Origin of the sequence: Tunturiibacter empetritectus, from assembly GCF_014201375.1 — a bacterium.
GTDB lineage: Bacteria > Acidobacteriota > Terriglobia > Terriglobales > Acidobacteriaceae > Edaphobacter > Edaphobacter lichenicola_D.
In genome coordinates this window covers 109,999-129,666 of the sequence record NZ_JACHDZ010000005.1, presented here as the reverse complement: position 1 = coordinate 129,666, position 19,668 = coordinate 109,999, and the positions used below count along the sequence as shown (strand labels likewise).

At 57.5% G+C, this 19,668-nt stretch carries 15 protein-coding genes; 12 read left to right on the top strand and 3 right to left on the bottom strand.

What is annotated here, in order from left to right; all coding sequences use genetic code 11:
* The first annotated feature begins 57 nt into the window (after nt 1-57).
* From HDF10_RS15220 to HDF10_RS15200, 5 genes are all read left to right on the top strand, one after another.
* Nucleotides 58-1,350, top strand: a complete 1,293-nt coding sequence (locus HDF10_RS15220; protein ID WP_183814810.1) for an FtsX-like permease family protein — start codon at nt 58-60, stop codon at nt 1,348-1,350.
* 169 nt (nt 1,351-1,519) lie between these two features.
* Entirely contained in the window at nt 1,520-1,846 is a 327-nt protein-coding gene (locus tag HDF10_RS15215; RefSeq protein WP_183814808.1) for a hypothetical protein, read from the top strand.
* Nucleotides 1,843-2,325, top strand: coding sequence for a carboxymuconolactone decarboxylase family protein (locus tag HDF10_RS15210; RefSeq protein ID WP_183814806.1), 483 nt, complete (start codon nt 1,843-1,845; stop codon nt 2,323-2,325). The genes HDF10_RS15215 and HDF10_RS15210 overlap by 4 nt, the downstream gene beginning before the upstream one ends.
* Nucleotides 2,326-2,447: 122 nt before the next feature.
* Entirely contained in the window at nt 2,448-3,272 is an 825-nt protein-coding gene (locus tag HDF10_RS15205) for an ABC transporter ATP-binding protein (protein WP_260177913.1), read from the top strand.
* Between the two features lie 486 nt (nt 3,273-3,758).
* Nucleotides 3,759-6,227, top strand: coding sequence for an ATP-dependent Clp protease ATP-binding subunit (locus HDF10_RS15200; RefSeq protein ID WP_183760374.1), 2,469 nt, complete (start codon nt 3,759-3,761; stop codon nt 6,225-6,227).
* Between the two features lie 341 nt (nt 6,228-6,568).
* Here HDF10_RS15200 and HDF10_RS15195 read toward each other — a convergent pair whose 3' ends face one another.
* Both HDF10_RS15195 and HDF10_RS15190 read right to left on the bottom strand, forming a co-directional pair.
* Nucleotides 6,569-6,865, bottom strand: a complete 297-nt coding sequence (locus HDF10_RS15195; RefSeq protein ID WP_183814804.1) for a YtxH domain-containing protein — start codon at nt 6,863-6,865, stop codon at nt 6,569-6,571.
* Between the two features lie 292 nt (nt 6,866-7,157).
* Nucleotides 7,158-7,874 carry a uracil-DNA glycosylase gene (locus tag HDF10_RS15190; RefSeq protein ID WP_183814802.1) on the bottom strand — a complete coding sequence of 239 codons (717 nt, stop codon included), beginning with the start codon at nt 7,872-7,874 and terminating at the stop codon, nt 7,158-7,160.
* 124 nt (nt 7,875-7,998) lie between these two features.
* On the opposite strand from HDF10_RS15190, the gene HDF10_RS15185 reads away from it, so the two are divergent.
* The 5 genes from HDF10_RS15185 to lon all read left to right on the top strand — a co-directional run bounded on the left by HDF10_RS15185 (nt 7,999) and on the right by lon (nt 15,697).
* Nucleotides 7,999-9,303, top strand: a complete 1,305-nt coding sequence (locus tag HDF10_RS15185) for an aldose epimerase family protein (RefSeq protein ID WP_183814800.1) — start codon at nt 7,999-8,001, stop codon at nt 9,301-9,303.
* A 210-nt stretch (nt 9,304-9,513) separates the two neighbouring features.
* A complete protein-coding gene (gene tig, locus HDF10_RS15180; RefSeq protein WP_183814798.1) occupies nt 9,514-10,935 on the top strand; it encodes a trigger factor in 1,422 nt (473 codons plus the stop codon).
* A gap of 55 nt (nt 10,936-10,990) precedes the next feature.
* A complete protein-coding gene (gene clpP / locus HDF10_RS15175) occupies nt 10,991-11,581 on the top strand; it encodes an ATP-dependent Clp endopeptidase proteolytic subunit ClpP (RefSeq protein ID WP_026336315.1) in 591 nt (196 codons plus the stop codon).
* A gap of 165 nt (nt 11,582-11,746) precedes the next feature.
* Entirely contained in the window at nt 11,747-13,033 is a 1,287-nt protein-coding gene (clpX, locus tag HDF10_RS15170) for an ATP-dependent Clp protease ATP-binding subunit ClpX (RefSeq protein ID WP_183760363.1), read from the top strand.
* Nucleotides 13,034-13,270: 237 nt separating this feature from the next.
* Entirely contained in the window at nt 13,271-15,697 is a 2,427-nt protein-coding gene (lon, locus tag HDF10_RS15165) for an endopeptidase La (protein ID WP_183814796.1), read from the top strand.
* A gap of 74 nt (nt 15,698-15,771) precedes the next feature.
* Here the strand turns inward: lon and HDF10_RS15160 are convergent, their stop codons facing one another.
* Entirely contained in the window at nt 15,772-15,921 is a 150-nt protein-coding gene (locus tag HDF10_RS15160) for a lmo0937 family membrane protein (protein WP_158941405.1), read from the bottom strand.
* Nucleotides 15,922-16,334: 413 nt separating this feature from the next.
* On the opposite strand from HDF10_RS15160, the gene HDF10_RS15155 reads away from it, so the two are divergent.
* Both HDF10_RS15155 and HDF10_RS15150 read left to right on the top strand, forming a co-directional pair.
* Nucleotides 16,335-18,482: a hypothetical protein gene (locus tag HDF10_RS15155; protein WP_260177912.1), complete on the top strand. Its 2,148-nt coding sequence runs from the start codon at nt 16,335-16,337 to the stop codon at nt 18,480-18,482.
* Nucleotides 18,483-18,685: 203 nt separating this feature from the next.
* Nucleotides 18,686-19,579, top strand: a complete 894-nt coding sequence (locus HDF10_RS15150) for an alpha/beta fold hydrolase (protein WP_183814794.1) — start codon at nt 18,686-18,688, stop codon at nt 19,577-19,579.
* Nucleotides 19,580-19,668 lie beyond the last annotated feature (89 nt).

Sequence of the window (19,668 nt, the reverse complement as noted above, 5' to 3'; positions counted from 1 at the left end):
TGAAAGGCGCGGGGGGCCTCGCGTTGCTCGGCTGGGCGGATAGTAAGCTGGGAGTCGATGCGATTTGAATTTTTTATTGCGGCGCGTTATCTGCGGGCGAAGCGGCGGCAGGCTGTGGTGGGGGTGATCACGGGTATCTCCGTGATCGGGGTGGCGGCTGGTGTGGCTTCGCTGATTATTGCGCTGGCGATTACGAATGGGATGCGGCGGGATCTGCAGGAGCGGCTGGTGGGGTCGACCTCGCATGTGGACCTGATGAGGGTGGCGGGCGATGGGATACGGGACTGGCGACCGCTGCTGGCGCGGCTTCGCGGCGTGCCGCATGTGGTGGCCGCTGCTCCCGGGCTGTATGGGCAGGTGCTGATCTCGAAGGGGGCGAGGAGTGGGGGCGGGTTGGTGAAGGGCGTGATTCCGGCGGATGAGAAGACGGTCGGGGATCTGCTGCAGAGTGTGGTGCAGGGGTCGGCTGCGGCGTTGGAGCCGGTTGCTGTGGCGGCTGCTCCTTGCGGGAGCGGGACGAGTGCGCGGAATGATTGCGGAGGAGGTGTGTCGCGGGAGATTCCGCCGATTGTGATTGGACAGGATATGGCGGAGTCGCTGGGGGCGAAGGTGGGGGATGGGGTGCTGGTGACGAGTCCGCAGGGGGAGCTGACGCCGCTGGGGCTGGTGCCGAAGTATGAGCGGTTTCAAGTGGCGGGGATCTTCAAGTCGGGGTTCTATCAGTATGACTCGAGCTATGCGTTTCTTCGGTTGGCGGATGCGCAGAGGTTGTTCAGTGAGCCGGATCTGATCTCGGTGATCAGCTTCAAGGTTGATGATCTTTATCATGCAGATCGCGTGGGAAGGGCGATTGAAGATGCGGCGGGCAAAGGGTTTCAGACGACGAACTGGATGGAGCAGAATCGTGAGCTGTTTCGCGCACTGAAGCTGGAGCAGGTGGTGACGTTTATTGTGCTGGCGCTGATTGTGTGTGTGGCTGCGCTGAATATTCTGATTGCGCTGACCATGATGGTGATGGAGAAGACGCGCGATATTGCGGTGCTGATGAGCTTTGGGGTGAGTGGGACCCAGGTGCGGCGGATTTTTTTGATGCAGGGGTTGTTGATCTCGGTGATTGGGACGGTGCTGGGGTTGATTCTTGGGTATGGACTGAGTTGGCTGGGTGGGCACTACAGGTTTATTCGGCTGGATGCGGCGGTCTATTCGATTGATTATCTGCCGTTCGCGCCGCGGGTTTGGGATGCGGTGATTGTGGCGGCGGTGAGTTTGGGCGTTAGTTTGATTGCTACGATTTATCCAAGTGGAAGTGCGGCGAAGGTGCTCCCGGCGGAGGCGCTGAGGTATGAGTGAGCAAAAAACTGACACCCAACTAAGCGCCTTCGAAGTTTTCTCTAGGCCGATGCTTGGTCTAGAGGTGACACACCTCTGGCGGGGACACGGATCTGCCCTCTTCCTTGAGATGGGGAAGCTTACTCCGCGAATAAGGCGCGATGGGACGCCAGGTAATCCGCATGGAGAGATGGGTTTAATGATCGAGTGGAGCTGGCGCATCGAGGATGAACATAAGATTCTTGCCGGAAGCTGGAGTGATGAAGAGTTGTGGCAACCTCTCTTTGATCGCATCACCCGCAGCAAAGTGATCGGAGTTTCTCTTTTCGGACGCTTGCCGGAAGTGCAGCTAGTGTTTTCCAACGGGCTCTACCTCTGCTCGATGATGACTTCAGACGGAGATCCGGAGTGGGCAGTCTTCGACAGGCGTGGCGGAACGATAAAGTCTGTTGGAGTGCGAGATGGGATATTGCATTTTGAAAATGAGAGTGCTGTGGAGGGAGGCTTTGCGGTATGAGTAATCCGAGATTGAAGTATGGGCAGTTGGCGCTGGAGGGCTTGGCGAAGATGTCGGCGCTGGAGCACTACCTGAATATGGAGACGGGGCTTGAGGCTTCGTTGCGGGAGTTGGTGAGGCTAAGGGCTTCGTTGAGGAATGGTTGTGAGTATTGCGTTCGTCTGCATACGTCGGAGCTGCGGAAGATGAATGAGACGGCGGAGCGGATTGCGGGCGTCGAGGATTGGCGGAACTCGGAGATTTATACGAAGCGGGAGCGGGCGGCGCTGGCGTGGGTGGAGGAGTTGACGAATATTCAAGAGGGGCATGCTCCGGATGTTTTGTATGAGGCGGTGAGGGCGGAGTTCACCGATGTGGAGACGGTGAATTTGACGCTGGTGATTACGACGATCAATGCGTGGAACCGGATCTCGATTGCACTGGGGACGCATTCGGGACATGGTGACGGCGGGGGGAAGCCGGCGGATGTGGCAGTCTGAAGAAAGACAAATACAGGGGTCTCTCCACTACGCTGCTCGCGATGAGACCGCGACCAGCTTCGGTCGAGATGACGATTTTTTTTGGCAGGGGCTTTTGGGGCAGGGATGGATGAGGTGAAGGGTTGAGCGATCCGCTGGATGGCGATGTTCGGTTTGAGAATGAGGGGACGCTGGAGCCGCTGCCGGTGGTGCGGGAGCGGACGGTGGTGATGCGGGCGGTTGGGCTGACGAAGATCTATGCGGCGGTGGCTTCGAGAGGCGGGTCTGCGAGTAAAGGTTCGACGAACCAAGGTTCGGCGCGACCGGCGCTGGAGTTGTTTCGCGGACTGGATCTGAAGGTTCATGCGGGCGAGATGATCGCTATTGTGGGGGAGAGCGGTGCGGGCAAGAGCTCGCTGCTGCATCTGCTGGCGGCGTTGGATACACCGACGGCTGGGGAGGTGTGGTGCGGGGAGGCGCGGTTGAGCTTGTTTACGCCGAAGCAGGCGGCGGAGTTTCGCAATCGCGATGTGGGGTATGTGTGGCAGTTTCACTACCTGTTGCCGGAGTTTTCTGCGCTGGAGAATGCTGCGATGCCTCTGCTGGCTCGCGGGATGAGGCGGGCGGAGGCGCTGGAGAAGGCGCAGTTCTGGCTGACGGAGGTGGGGCTGGGGGATCGGGCGGAGCATCGCTCGGGGGAGTTGAGCGGGGGCGAGCAGCAGAGGGTGAGCCTGGCGCGGGCGCTGGTGACGGAGCCGAGGCTGCTGCTGGCCGATGAGCCGACGGGCGATCTGGATGGCAAGACGGCGGAGGCGGTGTTCAGTTTGATTCAGCGGCTGCATGAGGCGCATGGGCTGACGAGTGTGCTGGTGACGCATAATCTGGAGTTTGCGGAGAGGTGCGACCGGGTGCTGAAGCTGCGAGAGGGGCGGCTGGTAGATGGGCGAGCGGGAGACGGTCGAGTTTAAACGGAAGAGAGTCCGCGGGATTGAAAGCGACTGTGCTGCGCTCACGGGCTGAAAAGTTGATTCGTAGGTTTTACCGCAGCGGTTGATTCTTCTTCGTGTTCTTTTTCGGGAAGACCGTTCGGCTGAGATAGCGCTCGGCCCAGCTTCGGTCCGCGATCTTGCGATCTCTCAGCGAGTTGCAATACTGCTTCTTCGTGGTCTGGAAATCATCCAATCAAGCAACAGGAAATGATGGTTTTGGGGAGTGCACCTAATTTGGTGCTGGTTTTGCACAGGCCGCGTCTAAAAGAGTGCTAAGTTATGCATAACTTTCGAGGGATTTCGAATATTTTGCGGGGACGACTACACTAAGAAGTAGTGGGATGGATGCTTCGCAGGTTGAAGTAGCCTGATTTGTCTCTGGGAGCGAGCGGCACGGAGACGGTTGTGGGACCAACGGCGCTATGCGGCCTTCGGGCTGGATGGTGGCCGGCTTGAAGGGGATATATGTTCGAACGCTATACGGAGAAGGCGCGGCGGGTGATCTTTTTTGCCCGCTATGAGGCCAGTCAGTTTGGGTCGCCTTACATCGAGACTGAGCACCTGCTGCTTGGTTTGTTGCGTGAGGACAAGGCATTGACGAACCGCTTTCTGCGGTCGCACGCGTCGGTGGAGTCGATCCGCAAACAGATTGAAGGGCATACGACGATTCGGGAGAAGGTTTCGACTTCAGTCGATCTTCCGCTCTCGAATGAGTGCAAACGAGTGCTGGCGTATGCGGCGGAGGAGGCGGAGCGGCTTTCGCACAAACATATCGGGACCGAGCACCTGCTGCTGGGACTGCTGCGTGAGGAGAAGTGCTTTGCGGCGGAGATTCTGCAGGAGCGTGGGTTGCGGCTGCCTGCGATTCGCGAAGAGCTGCAGCGGACGACGCAGGAGAAGACGCCCTCCTCGAGCGGAAGCAAGGGACAGCGCGGCGAGCAGAGTATGCTGGCGGAGTTTTCGCGGGATCTGACCCAGTCGGCGATGGATCAGCAGCTGGATCCGCTGGTTGGCAGGGACTCGGAGGTGGATCGGGTGATCCAGATTCTGTGCCGGCGCACGAAGAACAATCCAGTGCTGATTGGTGAGCCTGGTGTGGGTAAGACGGCGATTGTTGAAGGACTGGCGCAAAAGATCGCTGATGGCGAGGTGCCTAGTTTTCTCGCGGACAAGCGGGTGCTGGCGCTGGATCTTTCGCTGATCGTTGCGGGAACGAAGTATCGCGGACAGTTTGAAGAACGGCTGAAGACGATCATGAAAGAGCTGATGGAGAATCAGAATTCGATCGTGTTCATCGACGAGCTGCATACGCTGGTGGGGGCTGGGTCGGCTGAGGGTTCGCTCGATGCTGCCAATATCCTCAAGCCTGCTCTGTCTCGCGGCGAGATTCAGTGTATCGGCGCGACGACCCCTGCGGAGTACCGGAAGTCAATTGAGAAGGATCGGTCTTTGGAGCGGCGTTTTCAGGCAGTGAAGGTGCCTCCGCCGAACGAAGAAGATGCGATCAAGATCATCATGGGGATCAAGGAGAAGTACGAGAAGTTCCATGCGGTGAGCTACACCGACGACGCCATTACGTTCTCGGTATCGCACTCGAGCCGGTATATTCCTGACCGGTTCCTGCCGGACAAGGCGATCGATTTGATCGACGAGGCGGGGGCGCGGGTGAAGCTGCGGCAGACCTCGATGCCTGAGGAACTGACCGAGGTTCAGAAGCGGATCAAGTTCATCGTGCACCGGATGGAGAACGCGATTGCGAATCATGAGTTCGAGAAGGCTCGGTTCTACTCGGATGAGGAGCGCAAGGAGCGGGAGAATCTGCGGGCGCTGCGGGACAAGTATCACCTGGATGACTCTTCGGCGGGGATTGTGACGCGCGGGGATATCGAGGATGTCGTCAGCCGCTGGACGGGTGTGCCGATTACTTCGTTGAAGGAAGAGGAGACGCAGCGGTTGCTGCGGGTGGAAGAAGAGCTGCACAAGCGCGTGATCTCGCAGGATAAGGCGATCTCTGCGTTGGCGCGGGCGATTCGACGGTCGCGTGCGGGGTTGAAGAATCCTGCTCGGCCGATTGGAAGCTTCCTGTTCCTTGGACCTACTGGCGTGGGTAAGACGGAGATGGCCCGGACGCTCGCGCAGTTCTTGTTCGGCAGCGAGAAGGCGCTGATCCGCTTCGATATGTCGGAGTTCATGGAGAAACACTCGGTGTCGAAGTTGATCGGCTCGCCTCCGGGATATGTGGGCTACGAAGAGGGCGGTCAGCTTACGGAGCGCGTGAAGCGGAATCCATATTGCGTGGTGCTGCTGGATGAGATCGAGAAGGCGCATCCGGATGTGTTCAACCTGCTGCTGCAGGTGTTTGAAGATGGACAGCTGACCGATGGACTTGGTAATACGGTCGACTACAAGAACTGCATCGTCATCATGACGTCGAACATTGGAGCGAAGCATCTGCAAAAGCGGCAGGGGCTGGGCTTCCAAAGTGAGAAGGAAGACATGGTGCTGGACAAGATGGAGGAACTGGTGCGGGGCGAGGTGAAGCGGACCTTCAACCCGGAGTTCCTGAACCGTCTGGACGAGATCATCATCTTCACGTCGCTGTCGGATGCTGACCTGATGCAGATTCTCGAGCTGCTGGTGCAGCAGTTGAATGTGAACCTTGTGCACAAGGCGATCACGATCTCTGTGGCCGATGATGCGAAGAAGTGGATCATCGAGAAGACGGCTTCGGACCGCAGCTATGGGGCGCGGCCTCTGCGTCGCGCGCTGCAGCGGTTCGTTGAGGATCCTCTGTCGGAGGCGTTGATCGGCGGCGGGATCGTCGAGCGGCCTGCGTTCCTTGAGGTGTACATGGAGAATAACAAGCTGTACTACCGTCCGATCTCGGCTGATGGCGAAGAGAAGATGGCTGGGCTTGAACTGACTACTGTTTAGTGGTGTTACGGATTCGACTTCAAACGCCTCGGCTGACCGCCGGGGTTGTTTGATTTTTGGAACGTGCCGACACATCAGATACTTGAAGTAGCGTGAGGTGAAGAACAGACAACAGCAAATGCGAAATGCGGGGATTCTTCGCGGCGCTCAGAATGACGGCTTTGGAGGTGGGATTGGGGGACTGAATTTTTACAGGCTTTTGGAAGTGGGGTAAACGCGAACATCCCGGAGGGGCCCGGGATGTTCCGTTCCAGAGAAGGCAGATTGGTGCAGAAAGATCTTGAGGGAGAAAGAGGATCAGATCAGCAGAGTAGACGGGGAGGGCTCAGCAATGGGGAGAGCTAGACCAGCGATTGAGCGGTCTTAACGGCACTGTTTACGGCGTCGCCTGCTTTGTCTATGGCGTAATCCACCTGGCCTTTGCTGCGCTTGATGGCCTTCTGGGCCTCGTCGCTAAGGCGCTCAGCCTGAGCCTTGAGGTAGTTGCCTGCGTCCTCGAGATAATCGCCTGCGTCCTCCGCTGTCCTGCGGAGTTGCTTGCGCGTCTTGATTCCTGTTTGCGGAGCGTAGAGGAGAGCGATTGCGGCTCCTGCACTGACGCCTATGCCAAACGCAAACCAGTAGTTCTTTGCACTCATTCGAAGTACCTCGTGCGAGATTTCGCTTTCCTGAAAAGTATGATTCGCCGTAACAGCAATTGGTTGGTTTTTGTTTGACACGGTGAAGGTTTTGAAGCAGTTAGAGGGAATCTTTCGAGGTAATGGCGACGCAGTTGCCCCGCTTGCCCACGCTGCGCAGCGGAGGGGAGGCGCAGGCTAGAGTGAGGAAGAGGTGAACGATGAAAGACGTTTTGATCGGGCTGGTTTTTCTTGCAATGATTGTGGGGCCGGCGTTCTTTGCCCTGGATGTGTTTGGAGAAAAGAACCAGCTTTAGACGGCAAGTCCGGCCAGTTCCCTTGCCCGCAGGAAGATGCGTGTGAACATGACTCGGTTGAGGCGGCCGGTGTTGGTGTTGCGCAGGGATGGGTGATAGGTGGCGAGCAGATGGAGCCCGTTGGGGAGGAGGTACTCTGCCCCATGGGAGAAGCGGTAGTCCGATTTGCGACTGATGACGCCGGTTTCGAGGAGGAAAGCCATGTATCCGTCGAAGGCTATCTTGCCGAGGCAGACGACGACGCGCACTCGGGGCAGAGCTTGAATCTCCTGGGCGAGGTGGGTGCCGCAGTTGCGAATCTCCTGGGGAAGCGGTTTGTCTCCGGGCGGGGCGCAGCGCACGACGGAGGCGATCCAGGCGTGACGAAGCTTGAGGCCGTCGTCGCGGGTGACGGCGCGGGGTTTGCTGGCGAGGCCAAGCTCGTGGAGGACGGGGTACATGAAGTCGCCGGAGCCGTCGCCGGTGAAGGGGCGGCCGGTGCGGTTGGCTCCATGGGCGCCTGGGGCGAGGCCGAGGATGAGGATGCTGGCGCGCGGGTCGCCGAAGCCTGGAACGGGGCGGGACCAGTAGGTCTGGTCGAGGTAGGCGCGGCGTTTGGTCTCGCCGATGCCGCGGCAGTAGTCGCGAAGTCGAGGGCAACGTTCGCAGGTGATGATGGTTTCGCGAATCTGCTGCAGGAGGGGAGACGTACTTTGTGTGTTGGCCGGTGTCACTGCTTCCAATGATAGTTGGTGGGAGACGGGAGGGGAGATTGGCGCGTCAAACAACTCGGTAGAATGATGTTCGTATATCACGACGGGAATAGGCGGGCAGTTGGAAGATCCAAGATTGAGCAGGATGTACTGGGCGCTACTGAAGCAGTGGGCGGTCCGGCGTCGCAGAAGTATCTGGCATGCCGCGGTGATGCGCTCCGGCCTGCTGACGGTGCTGGTTCTCGGACTGCTGATTGCGGGACTGGCGTTTGGCTGGCGGACCCACAGGCTGGGGCAGTTTGCGCTGCTGAAGAAGCAGCTACGGGCCAAGCCGAAGCAGGATATTGTCTTTCGACCGGGTGGGCAGGATGTGATCACGCTGCAGCGCACCCAACTGGTGGGTGGGAGCGGGCCTGAGTTTCTGTCGACGACGTTGATGCCGGGGCGCGGGATGAATATGCTGCAGATCTCGGCCTATCTTCCAGACAAGGGCGAGGTGAATCTGCTGGCTTCGCCGCCGCTGGAGAGTGCGGCGGAGCAGTTGAGCGGCAGTGGAGCGGACGCTACAGGAACAAAGAGCCTGGCGATGGGCGCGGCGATCGAAGCTCCGTGGGCGGGCCGGATCTATGGGGCGCGGACCCCGGATGGTGGACTGACGGCCATGTGGCGCGGAGTTCATCTGAACCTGCCGACGGGGGTGAAGGACAGCTATGGCCTGGACAGTGCGGTTTCTGCGGGGGGTTTGCTGCTGAAGGAGCCGTCAAATACGGCAAGCACCAACATTATGCCGGATGGAGGAGAGGCGAGGGCAACGTTTCGTCCTGGGGATTTCGATGGCCACTGGCTTTCGCAGACTGAGATCAATACGACCGTGGTGTTGAGCGGCAGGGCGATTGAGATAAAGATTGTCGCCCACAATATCGGCAATACCGCGGAGCCGATCGGGATTGGCTGGCATCCTCGGTTTGCGATTTTGAGCGGGCATCGCGGGCAGATGTTGCTGCGGTTGCCGGAGGGCCTTCGCGCGGAGGTGAAGGATCGCCGCACAGGTGAGTTGAGCGGAAGACTGCTGCCGGTGGCGGGGACCCAGTATGACTTTACCGGGCAGGGGGCGCAGCTGGGTGCGCTGAACATGGACGACAGCTTTGTGGAGCTGAAGCGCGGAATGATGGCAGATGGCCCGGTAGCGGAGTTGCGTGATCCTGAGAGCGGCTACGGGCTGCGAATCACTGCGACCTCACCCACCATTAAGGCTTTGCGGGTGTATGCCCCACTGGACGGATCGTATATTTCGATCGAGCCACAGTTCAACTACGACGATCCCTTCGGGCATGAGTGGGCCAAGGCTGAGGATACCGGGATGGTCGTGCTGCAGCCGGGCGAGTCCACGCAATGGAAGGTGAGGCTGGAGATATTTTCCTTAGATTCGGCCCAGCCGGAACGCTTTTAGGGTTGGATCTTCGTGGTCTGGAGTTGTTGGGTGGGGTTTGCGGAGACTTTGCGAAGATCCGGACCGGCGCGAAGGGCGACGCTGGTTTGACCCCCTTGTACCGGGGCTCGTACAGTAGATAAGAGGCGTGGTTCGCGCTCGTCAGGATAACGGCGACGGCGCGGCATACACAGGCGCACTTTAGAAGGCATGGATTTGACCCCGACTGAGATGACAGAGACCAATGAGACTGCAGAGCTGCAGCCAGAAGTAACGACGACGCATGATCATGAGCATCATGACCACGCTCACGACCATCACGATCATGAGCACACCCATCAGCATGCACCCGCGTTGAATCCGGAGCTGACCCGGGAGATCGACGTCGAGGTTGGCGCTGACGAAGTATCGAAGAGCTTCAAGAGCGTGGTGAAGAAGTATCAGAAGCTGGCGAGGATTCCTGGCTTCCGTGCCGGGAAGGTGCCGGAGACGCTGGTGCGCTCGAAGTTTGCGAAGGAGGTTAGGCAGGAGGTTCTGGAGAGCCTGGTGTCGGAGCGCTTCCGCAAGGCGATTGATGATCAGAAGCTGCGCCCGGTGTCGGAGCCGCAGCTACTGGACCTGCAGTTGTTCGACGGACAGCCGTTGAAGTTCAAGGCTGCGTTTGAGGTTGCGCCGGAGATCGACGTTGACGGCTATGACAGCGTCTCAGTGCCGAAGGCTGAGGCTGCGTTGACCGATGAGGAGTACAACTCCGAGTTGGAACGCGTGCTGGACAGCCATGCGACGGTGGAGCCGGTGGAAGAGGACCGTCCGCTGGTCGATGGCGACTGGGCGGAGATTCAGTTTCGCGGCGAAGTGAAGGATCTGGCGCAGACGGTGACTGAGGATGGCGTGCAGAGCGTCTCGAACAGCGAGCCGATTACGGGCGAGGATGTGCTGATCGAGATTGGCGGAAAGAATACACTGGTGGCCTTCAACGAGGCGCTGCGTGGGGCGAAGCCTGGGCAGGAGCTGAAGTTCGAGGTGGACTATCCGGCAGACTTCGGCGAGCGGCGGCTTGCGGGGCAGACGGTGAGCTACGACGTGACCGTGAAGGGCATCAAGCAGAAGAGCTTCCCGGAGCGCGATGCGGAGTTCGCCAAGCAACTGGGCAACTACGAGAGCTGGGAGGAGTTCGAGACTAAGCTGCGCGAGCATGCTTCTGATCGCAAGAAGAGCGCGCTCGAGAACGCCGCGAAGGACAAGATGCTTGGCGAGTTCGTGGAAAAGTTCCAGTTCCCTGTTCCCGAGGCGTTTGTGCAGCAGCAGATTGAGGCGCGGCTGGATCGCGGGCTGCGGGCTCTGGCGCAACAGGGCATGAAGGTTGAGGATATGCGCAAGCTGGACTTCGTTCAGTTGCGTGCCTCGCAGCGCGACCTGGCGGTGAACGAGGTAAAGGTTTCGATGATCCTCGATCGCATCGCCGAGGTGGAGGGCGTCACGTTGAGCGAAGAGGATCTGGAGCGCGAGTTGCTGCTGCTCTCGATTCAGTCGCGTGAGCCGCTGGAGACGCTTCGTGACAGGCTGTCGAACGATGGCGGGCTGGACCGGATTCGCGAGCAGATGCGGCGCGAGAAGACTGGAAGCGTGCTCTACGAAAAGCTGGCTTCGTAGATATAAAAAACAAAACAGAGGATTCTGTTTACAGATTTTTTAGAAAGAGAGCGTTATGGGACTAGTACCGATGGTGATCGAGCAGACGAGCCGGGGCGAACGCGCCTACGACATTTACAGCCGTCTGCTGCGGGACAACATCATTTTTCTGGGCACGCCGATCGATGACAACATCGCCAATGTGATCATTGCGCAGATGCTGTTTCTGAGCGGCGAGGATCCGGAGAAGGACATTCAGCTTTACATCAACTCGCCGGGCGGATCGATCACGGCCGGTCTGGCGATCTACGACACGATGCAGTACATCAAGAACGATGTGGTGACCTTCTGCATCGGGCAGGCTGCCAGCATGGGTGCTTTTCTGCTGATGGCGGGCAAGAAGGGCAAGCGGTTTGCTCTGCCGAACTCGCGGATTCTGATCCACCAGCCGTCGATGGGCGGGCTGAGCGGACAGGCTACCGATATCGACATCCATGCGCGGGAGATTCTGCGCATTCGGGAGATCACGAACAAGCTGATGAGCGCCAGCACGGGCCAGACGCTGGAGCGGATCGAGCGGGATGTGGAGCGCGACTTCATCATGACGGCCGCGCAGTCGAAGGAGTACGGGATCATCGACGACATCATCGATCGGCCCCGCACCTAGTTACCGCAGTGCTATTGGGAGAGCCCGGGCCACTGGTTCGGGCTCTTTCGCCTATGACCATTTCGGGGTACTGTGGTGTCTTTCGGGCCACGCTTTGTAAGTTGAATCGGGTGTAAACTTACAGTAAGACTTTGTTGCGCGCATGACTCAGGAGTAGTCGCATCTATGAAAACTTCACGGGGCTCAGACGAATCTCTTCGTTGTTCTTTCTGCCATAAATCGCAGGACGCCGTTGCCAAGCTGATCTCGTCGCCTTCGGACTATCCGCGGGCGTATATCTGCGATGAGTGCGTGGCGGTTTGCAATTCGATCCTGGAAGACGACCGCACCGAGACCCAGCCGGGCGCTGCGCCGGCTCACCTGCCTAAACCGCAGGAGGTAAAGGCCTTTCTGGATGAGTATGTGATCGGGCAGGACCAGACGAAGAAGAAGCTCGCGGTGGCGGTTTATAACCACTACAAGCGGATTCAGATGAACAAGACGCGCGGCAACGATGTGGAGCTGGCGAAGTCGAACATTCTGCTTGTGGGACCGACCGGGTCGGGTAAGACGCTGCTGGCGCAGACGATGGCGAAGATGCTGGACGTGCCGTTCGCGATTGTCGATGCCACGACGCTGACCGAGGCCGGGTATGTGGGCGAAGACGTTGAGAACATCATCCTGAAGCTGCTGCAGGCTGCAGATGGCGACGTACAGCGGGCGCAGAGCGGGATTATCTATATCGACGAGATCGACAAGATTGGCCGCAAGGACGAAAACCCCTCGATCACGCGTGATGTTTCGGGTGAGGGTGTCCAGCAGGCGCTGTTGAAGCTGTTGGAAGGAACCGTTGCCAATGTTCCGCCACAGGGTGGACGGAAGCACCCGCACCAGGAGTTTACTGCTGTTGATACGACGAACATCCTCTTCATCTGCGGCGGGGCCTTTGTCGGGCTGGAGAAGGTGATCGGGCGGCGAATTGGCAAGAAGGCGCTGGGATTCAAGGCTATTGCTGACCCGGATGCGAAGGATGGCGATGTGACGCCGATTCGGGCGCAGCGGGATGCGGAGTTGCTGCGTCAGGCTGAGCCGCAGGATCTGCTGAAGTATGGGTTGATTCCGGAGTTCGTTGGCCGGCTGCCGGTGCTGGGGATCCTCGACGAGCTGGATGAAGTAGCTCTGGTCGAGATTCTGACCAAGCCGCGGAATGCCATTTTGAAGCAGTATACGAAGCTGTTTGACTTCGAAGGCGTGAAGGTGATCTTCACGGACGAGGCTGCGCGAGAGATCGCTCGTGAGGCACTGCAACGGAAGGTTGGGGCACGCGGCCTGCGGATGATTCTCGAAGAGCTGATGCTGGATCTGATGTACTACGTTCCAGGAAACAAGAAGGTCAAGGAGCTTTCGATTACTGCCGAGATGGTGAAGAAGCACAGCCTGACGCTGCCGATGCTGCTGGAAAAGGCAGGTTAATCAGGAGCACCGGGCTGGCGCATAGATTGCCTGACGGGAGAGATTAGCTTTGATGTTCAGTGGGTCGCAACGGCATCGATTGTCGTTGCGATTGCTGCTTTAACAGCGGAATATATTTTTCAATTCCCTGCCAGTTGTATTTGTGGAATACCTTTATGACGCGTGAGGAATTACAATCACCTGAAGCCGCAACGCCGTTGCATCATTTCCGGCGTTTTAACGTCTAATTGGAGAGAGATGACAAATCAACCAAAAAAAGCGCTAAGCGGCGATGTTCGCAAGCTTCCGATGATGCCCATTCGTGACATGGTCATCTTTCCTCACATGATGACTCCCTTTGTCGTTGGGCGCGAGTCCAGCGTTCGGGCGTTGGAAGAAGCATTGTCGGGCGATCGTAAGATCTTTTTAGCAACGCAGCATGACGCCTCCGTGGATGAACCGAACGCCGACGATATCTATGAGACGGGCACGATTGGCAATATCGTCCAGAGCGTGAAGATGCCGGACGGAAATATTAAAGTACTGGTTGAAGGTGTGGAGCGGGCGCACGCTACCGAGATCAATGACGTCGATGGTTTCTTTGTCGCAACGGTACGCACGGGTCAAACGCAGCTCGAGATGACTCCGCAGGTGGAGCAGCTGATGCAGCGGGTGCACTCGCTGTTTGAGCAGTATGTGAAGCTGCAGCAGTCGTTGAACTACGAGACGATGGCGGCGAGTGTGCGTGCGGATGAGCCGGCAAAGCTGGCCGATACGATTGCGGCAAACCTGCAGCTTTCGATTGAAGAGAAGCAGCAACTGCTTGAGGTCTTCGATCCGGAGAACAGGCTGACCAAGGTTGCGGATGTGCTGGATGTGGCGATCGAGAAGCTGAATATGGATCGCACCATTCAGTCGCGGGTGAAGCGGCAGATGGAGAAGGCTCAGAAGGAGTACTACCTCAACGAGAAGATCAAGGCTATCCAGAAGGAGCTTGGTCGAGGCGAGAAGTCGGAGTTCGATGAGCTGAAGAAGAAGATTGAAGCCGCTGGAATGCCGAAGGATGTGCTGGAGAAGTCGCTGCAGGAGCTGAAGAAGCTTGAGGCTATGCCGCCTATGTCGGCCGAGTCGACTGTGTCGCGGAACTATCTGGACTGGCTGCTGGCTGTGCCGTGGAAGAAACGGTCGAAGGAGATTCGTTCGATCGAGCATGCGGAACAGATTCTGAACGAAGATCATTATGGGCTGGAGAAGATCAAGGAGCGGATCCTGGAATTCCTTGCGGTTCGGCAGCTTGTGAAGAATCCGAAGGGATCGATTCTCTGCTTTGTTGGGCCTCCAGGTGTGGGTAAGACCTCGCTGGGAATGTCGATTGCGAAGGCTACGGGTCGCAAGTTCGTGAGGATGTCGCTGGGCGGCGTTCGGGACGAGGCGGAGATTCGCGGGCATCGCCGGACGTACATTGGCGCGCTGCCGGGGCAGATCATTCAGTCGATGAAGAAGGCTGGGACGAAGAATCCTGTGTTCATGCTGGATGAGATCGACAAGATGGCTTCGGACTTCCGCGGCGATCCAGCGAGTGCGCTGCTTGAGGTTCTGGATCCAGAGCAGAATACTTCGTTCCAGGATCACTACCTGGATGTTGAGTACGACCTGTCGCAGGTGCTGTTTGTCGCTACGGCGAATGTGCTGCATACGATTCCGGGGCCGCTGCAGGACCGTATGGAGATTCTGCGGCTGCATGGGTATACCGAGATCGAGAAGCTGGAGATCGCTAAGCAGTACCTGGTGAAGAAGCAGCGGGAAGGCACCGGGCTGACAGAAGAGCAAATCGTCTTCGAGGACGATGCGCTGAGGCAGATCATTCGCGGTTATACGCGCGAGGCCGGTGTCAGGAACCTGGAGCGTGAGATCGGGAATGTGTGCCGCAAGGTTGCGCGACGAGTGGTGAAGCACGGCGCGGAACACAAGGAGACGATCACCGGGCAGAACATTGGGGATATTCTTGGCGTGGCGAAGTTCCGCGACTCACAGGTGCACGAGAAGAGTGAGGTTGGCCTGGTGACGGGCCTCGCTTGGACCGAGATGGGCGGTACGATTCTGCAGACCGAGGTGCAGGTGCTCGACGGCAAGGGCAAGATGACGGCGACCGGGCAGCTTGGCGATGTGATGCAGGAGTCGGCGCAAGCTGCACTAACTTATATTCGTTCGCGCTCGCATCATCTCGGGCTGGCGAAGGACTTTTATAAGAACGTCGATATCCATGTTCATGTACCGGAGGGAGCGATTCCGAAGGATGGTCCGTCGGCAGGCATTACGCTGGCTACCGGGCTGGCGAGTGCGCTTACCAAGATCAAGGTGCGGCGCGATATCGCGATGACCGGTGAGATTACGCTGCGGGGTAAGGTGCTCCCTATTGGCGGGCTGAAGGAGAAGCTGCTGGCGGCGCATCGTGCGGGGATCTTCGAGGCGATTCTGCCGGAGGAGAACCGCAAGGATATGGCGGATCTGCCGGAGTTGCTGAAGACGAGCATGAAGCTGCACTTTGTCGAGGAGATGGATCAGGTGCTGAAGCTGGCGCTAGAGGGCAATCTGCCTGAGCTGCAGGAAGAGACACCTGAGGCGCTGGCAAGCGTAATACCTGCGGCGGGGATCGAGATTCCTCAGCCTGTGGCGCATCAGTAGATCAGCTTTTGTAACGCAAGAGGCCGAACTTGACAACAGGTTCGGCCTTTTCCTTTTAAGGATTCGTAGGCGGCTCAGACAGCGCGTCTGCCACTGACGAAGTTCATGATGATTGAGATCAAGGCAAAGATCAGCAGCAGATGAATGAGGAAGCTGCTGACATGAAGAACGAAAAAGCCACCCAGCCAAAGCAATACTAGTACGACGGCAAGAATGAGGAACATAGTTGACCTGCTTTCTCAGAACAGAGTTGCGCCAATGCGCGAATGTCTACAAGGCATAAGAGCTAAAATGCTCCCTATCCGTTGCTTCGGTTCAAAGATATTGATCAAGCACAGGTGATGGAAGGCATTGGGATCAGGGTGAAACAAGTGCGGCCGCTTCCCTCAGGTAAAAACAAGTGACATCTGCGTGACAAATTTGCGGGGCGATCGGTGTAAGTTCGATCTGATCCTGCCGGTGATCCACGTGGCGGGGTGTAGGTGTTTGCTGGTTTTGGAGGTTTGCGATGGGTGGTTCTGTTCTGAAGATCGCGGACGCTGGTTTCGGGTTGCTTCTTTGTGTGGGTTTGATGTCTTGTGGGGGAAGATCTACACCTGCACCCGCTCCTTTACCTACATCTGCGGCGGACTTTTCTTTGTCAGCTGCGCCGACGGCAATTACGCTTGTTCCGGGTGGACCGGGCCAACAGGTGAGCGTAAATGCGACCGCAGCCAATGGCTTTACGGGGGTGGTGACGATCATCCTCTCCGGGCTACCTGGGGGCGTATCCACACAGCCATCCACCTTTACGCTGACTCCGGGGATCGCGCAGAACATAACTGTTACGGCATCGTCGGGGGCTGTTGCTGGAAGCGCCACGTTGACCGTTACTGGAGCTTCGGGATCGCTGACTCATAGCTCTACCGTTGCGGCCAACGTCTCTGCGCCACCTCCAGACTTCGCACTGACGCTAACGCCGGCTTCCTTGACGGTTGTTGGCGGCTCGACTGGCTTGCCGGTGAGTGTGACCGCTGCTGCGGTCAACTCGCTTACGGGCACGGTTGCGGTTGCGATCACGGGTCTTCCTTCTGGGGTGACGGCAAATCCCGCGACTCTGAGCCTGACACCGGGAGCGGCGCAAAGCGTGGTGATTACGGCAGTGCCAACTGCAGCCGCGGCCACAGCGAGCGTCACTTTCACGGGAACATCCGGCAGCCTTACCCATTCGTCAACGCTTGCTTTGACTGTGCAGACCATTGCGATGACCAATGCACCGGACGTGACGACGTTTCACTATGATATTGCACGAGATGGACTGAATGCGCAGGAGACAATCCTGACGCAGAGTAACGTGAACTCGACGCAGTTCGGCAAGATCGGCTTCGATGCTGTCGACGGCAAAGTAGACGCGCAGCCTCTTTTTCTTGCCAATGTGTCTGTCGGAGGGCAGCTTCATAATGTGCTGTATGTGGCGACCGAACACAACAATGTCTACGCGTTCGATGCAGATAGCGGAACGCAGATTTGGAAGACGTCGATCCTTGGAAGCGGAGAGACAACGAGTGACGATCGCGGCTGTTCACAGATTACGCCGGAGATCGGTATAACCTCCACCCCGGTGATCGATCGCAGGCAGGGTACGAATGGGAGCCTGTTTACCATTGGAATGAGTAAAGATGCGAACGGGGGATATCATCAGCGACTGCATGCCCTTGACCTCACAACTGGCCTGGATACCGGCAGCCCGAACGAGATCGCCGCGACTTATCCTGGCAATGGAGCCAATAGCCAGAATGGCAATGTGGTCTTCGACCCTGTGCAATATGCGGAACGCGCTGCCCTGCTGCTTCTAAACGGCACCATCTACACGGGGTGGACGTCTCACTGCGACTCCGGACCTTATACAGGTTGGGTGATTGGCTACAGCGAGTCGACGCTGGCACAGACGCAGGTGTTAAACCTTACGCCGAACGGCAACGAGGGTTCGATCTGGATGAGCGGCGATGGTTTGGCGGCCGATAGCAGTGGGTTCCTCTATCTGCTGCAGGCGAATGGAACCTTCGATACGACGCTGAACTCGAATGGATTCCCTGCGGCGGGAGACTACGGCAATGCAATGGTGAAGCTTTCGACCACTGGAAAGCTGGCGGTGGCAGATTATTTTGAGACCTATAACGGGACCACGGAGTCGAGTGAAGATTTGGATCTTGGTTCAGGTGGTGAGATGCTTCTGCCCGACCAGACGGACGCCAGCGGACACGTGCATCATTTGATTGTGGGTGCAGGCAAGGATAAGAATATCTATCTCGCGGACAGAGACAATCTTGGCAAGTTCAATCCGGCGAGCGCACCGATGGACAGTAACATCTACCAGGAGATTCCTGGAGCTATGGCCGGCCTGGTCTATTCGACTCCTGCGTACTTCAACGGGACGCTGTACTACTCCTCCGACGGGGACACACTTAAGGCGTATCCTTTTACTAATGCAGTGCTGGCCACGAGTCCCTCGAGCCAGACGACGGTAAAGTTTTCGCATCCCGGCCCGACGCCGTCAATCTCCGCCAATGGGACTCAAAACGGTATCGTGTGGGCGCTCGAGTCGGGTTTGTCCGCGGCAGGCGTGTTGCATGCGTATGACCCGTCGAACCTGACGCATGAGTTTTATAACAGTAACCAGGCACCCAATGAGCGGGACAGCTTCGGAAACGGCAACAAATTTATTACGCCGCTGATCGTCAACGGCAAGGTCTATGTTGGGACGCAGAGCGGTGTCGCAGTCTTTGGTCTGCTTCCGACACAATAATTCATGATTCGAGTGCATCGTTAGTGAGGCTGAGGTCATCTGACAGTCGGCAAGAACACAGACCATACAACAGCATCATCTGTTCGTGAATAGTAAGCCGAGTGCACCGGATCCACGCGACATACTTTGAATGGAGTCGCCTGGTTTGACTTGTCCATTCCTCACGCAGGAAATTCCAACTCTATTTTGAATGGAGATACTCCATGACAGCAGTCTCCGCTCCTTCGCTCGCAGTTCTTCCAGTTCGCTACCAGACGGTGCGCGTCAACGATCAGGACGTGTTTTATCGAGAGGCTGGATCAAAGTCCTCTTCAACAATCCTCTTGTTACATGGGTTTCCAACTTCATCGAATATGTTTCGCAATCTGATTCCACGGCTTGCGTCTTCCTTTCACGTCGTCACTCCTGATTATCCAGGCTTCGGGATGAGTAGCATGCCCGACCACAAGAACTTCTCCTACACCTTTGAAAACTTGACGAATATAGTGGAAGGGTTTGTTGAGACGCTTGGCCTTGGCAAATATTCGATGTATGTGATGGACTACGGCGCACCGATTGGTTATCGTCTCGCGCTGCGACAGCCGGATCGAGTGCAGGCCCTGATCGTGCAGAATGGAAACGCGTATGACGAGGGATTGCTGAAGTTCTGGGATCCGATCAAAGCGTACTGGGCTGCTCCCACACCGGAGAATCGGAAGGCACTGCTCTTTCTTGTGGATCAGAAGTCAACCCAATGGCAGTACGAGAACGGTGTTGCCGACAAGACGCTGCTGGATCCAACGACCTGGGTTTTGGATCAGGTCGGACTGGATCGTCCGGGCAATAGCGATATCCAGTTGGATCTTTTTCTTTCGTATGGAACGAACGTGCCACTCTACCCCGAGTTTCAAGCGTTCTTCCGGAAGTACCAACCGCCGACTCTCATCGTATGGGGCAAGAACGACTTCATCTTTCCGGCCGAAGGCGCTGCTCCTTATCGACGCGATTTGAAGAACCTTGAAATCCACCTGCTGGACACTGGGCACTTCGCGTTGGAGACGCACGGAGAAGAGATCGCGGGCCGGATCGAGGAGTTTCTAAAAAAGCAAAAGCTGTAACGTGGGCCTGATTAATCTGAGGATTTATTGCGAAGCCTCCCGTGATGAAACTGCGAGAGGCTCCGCTTAGGTCTGGTTTATTGTCGGCT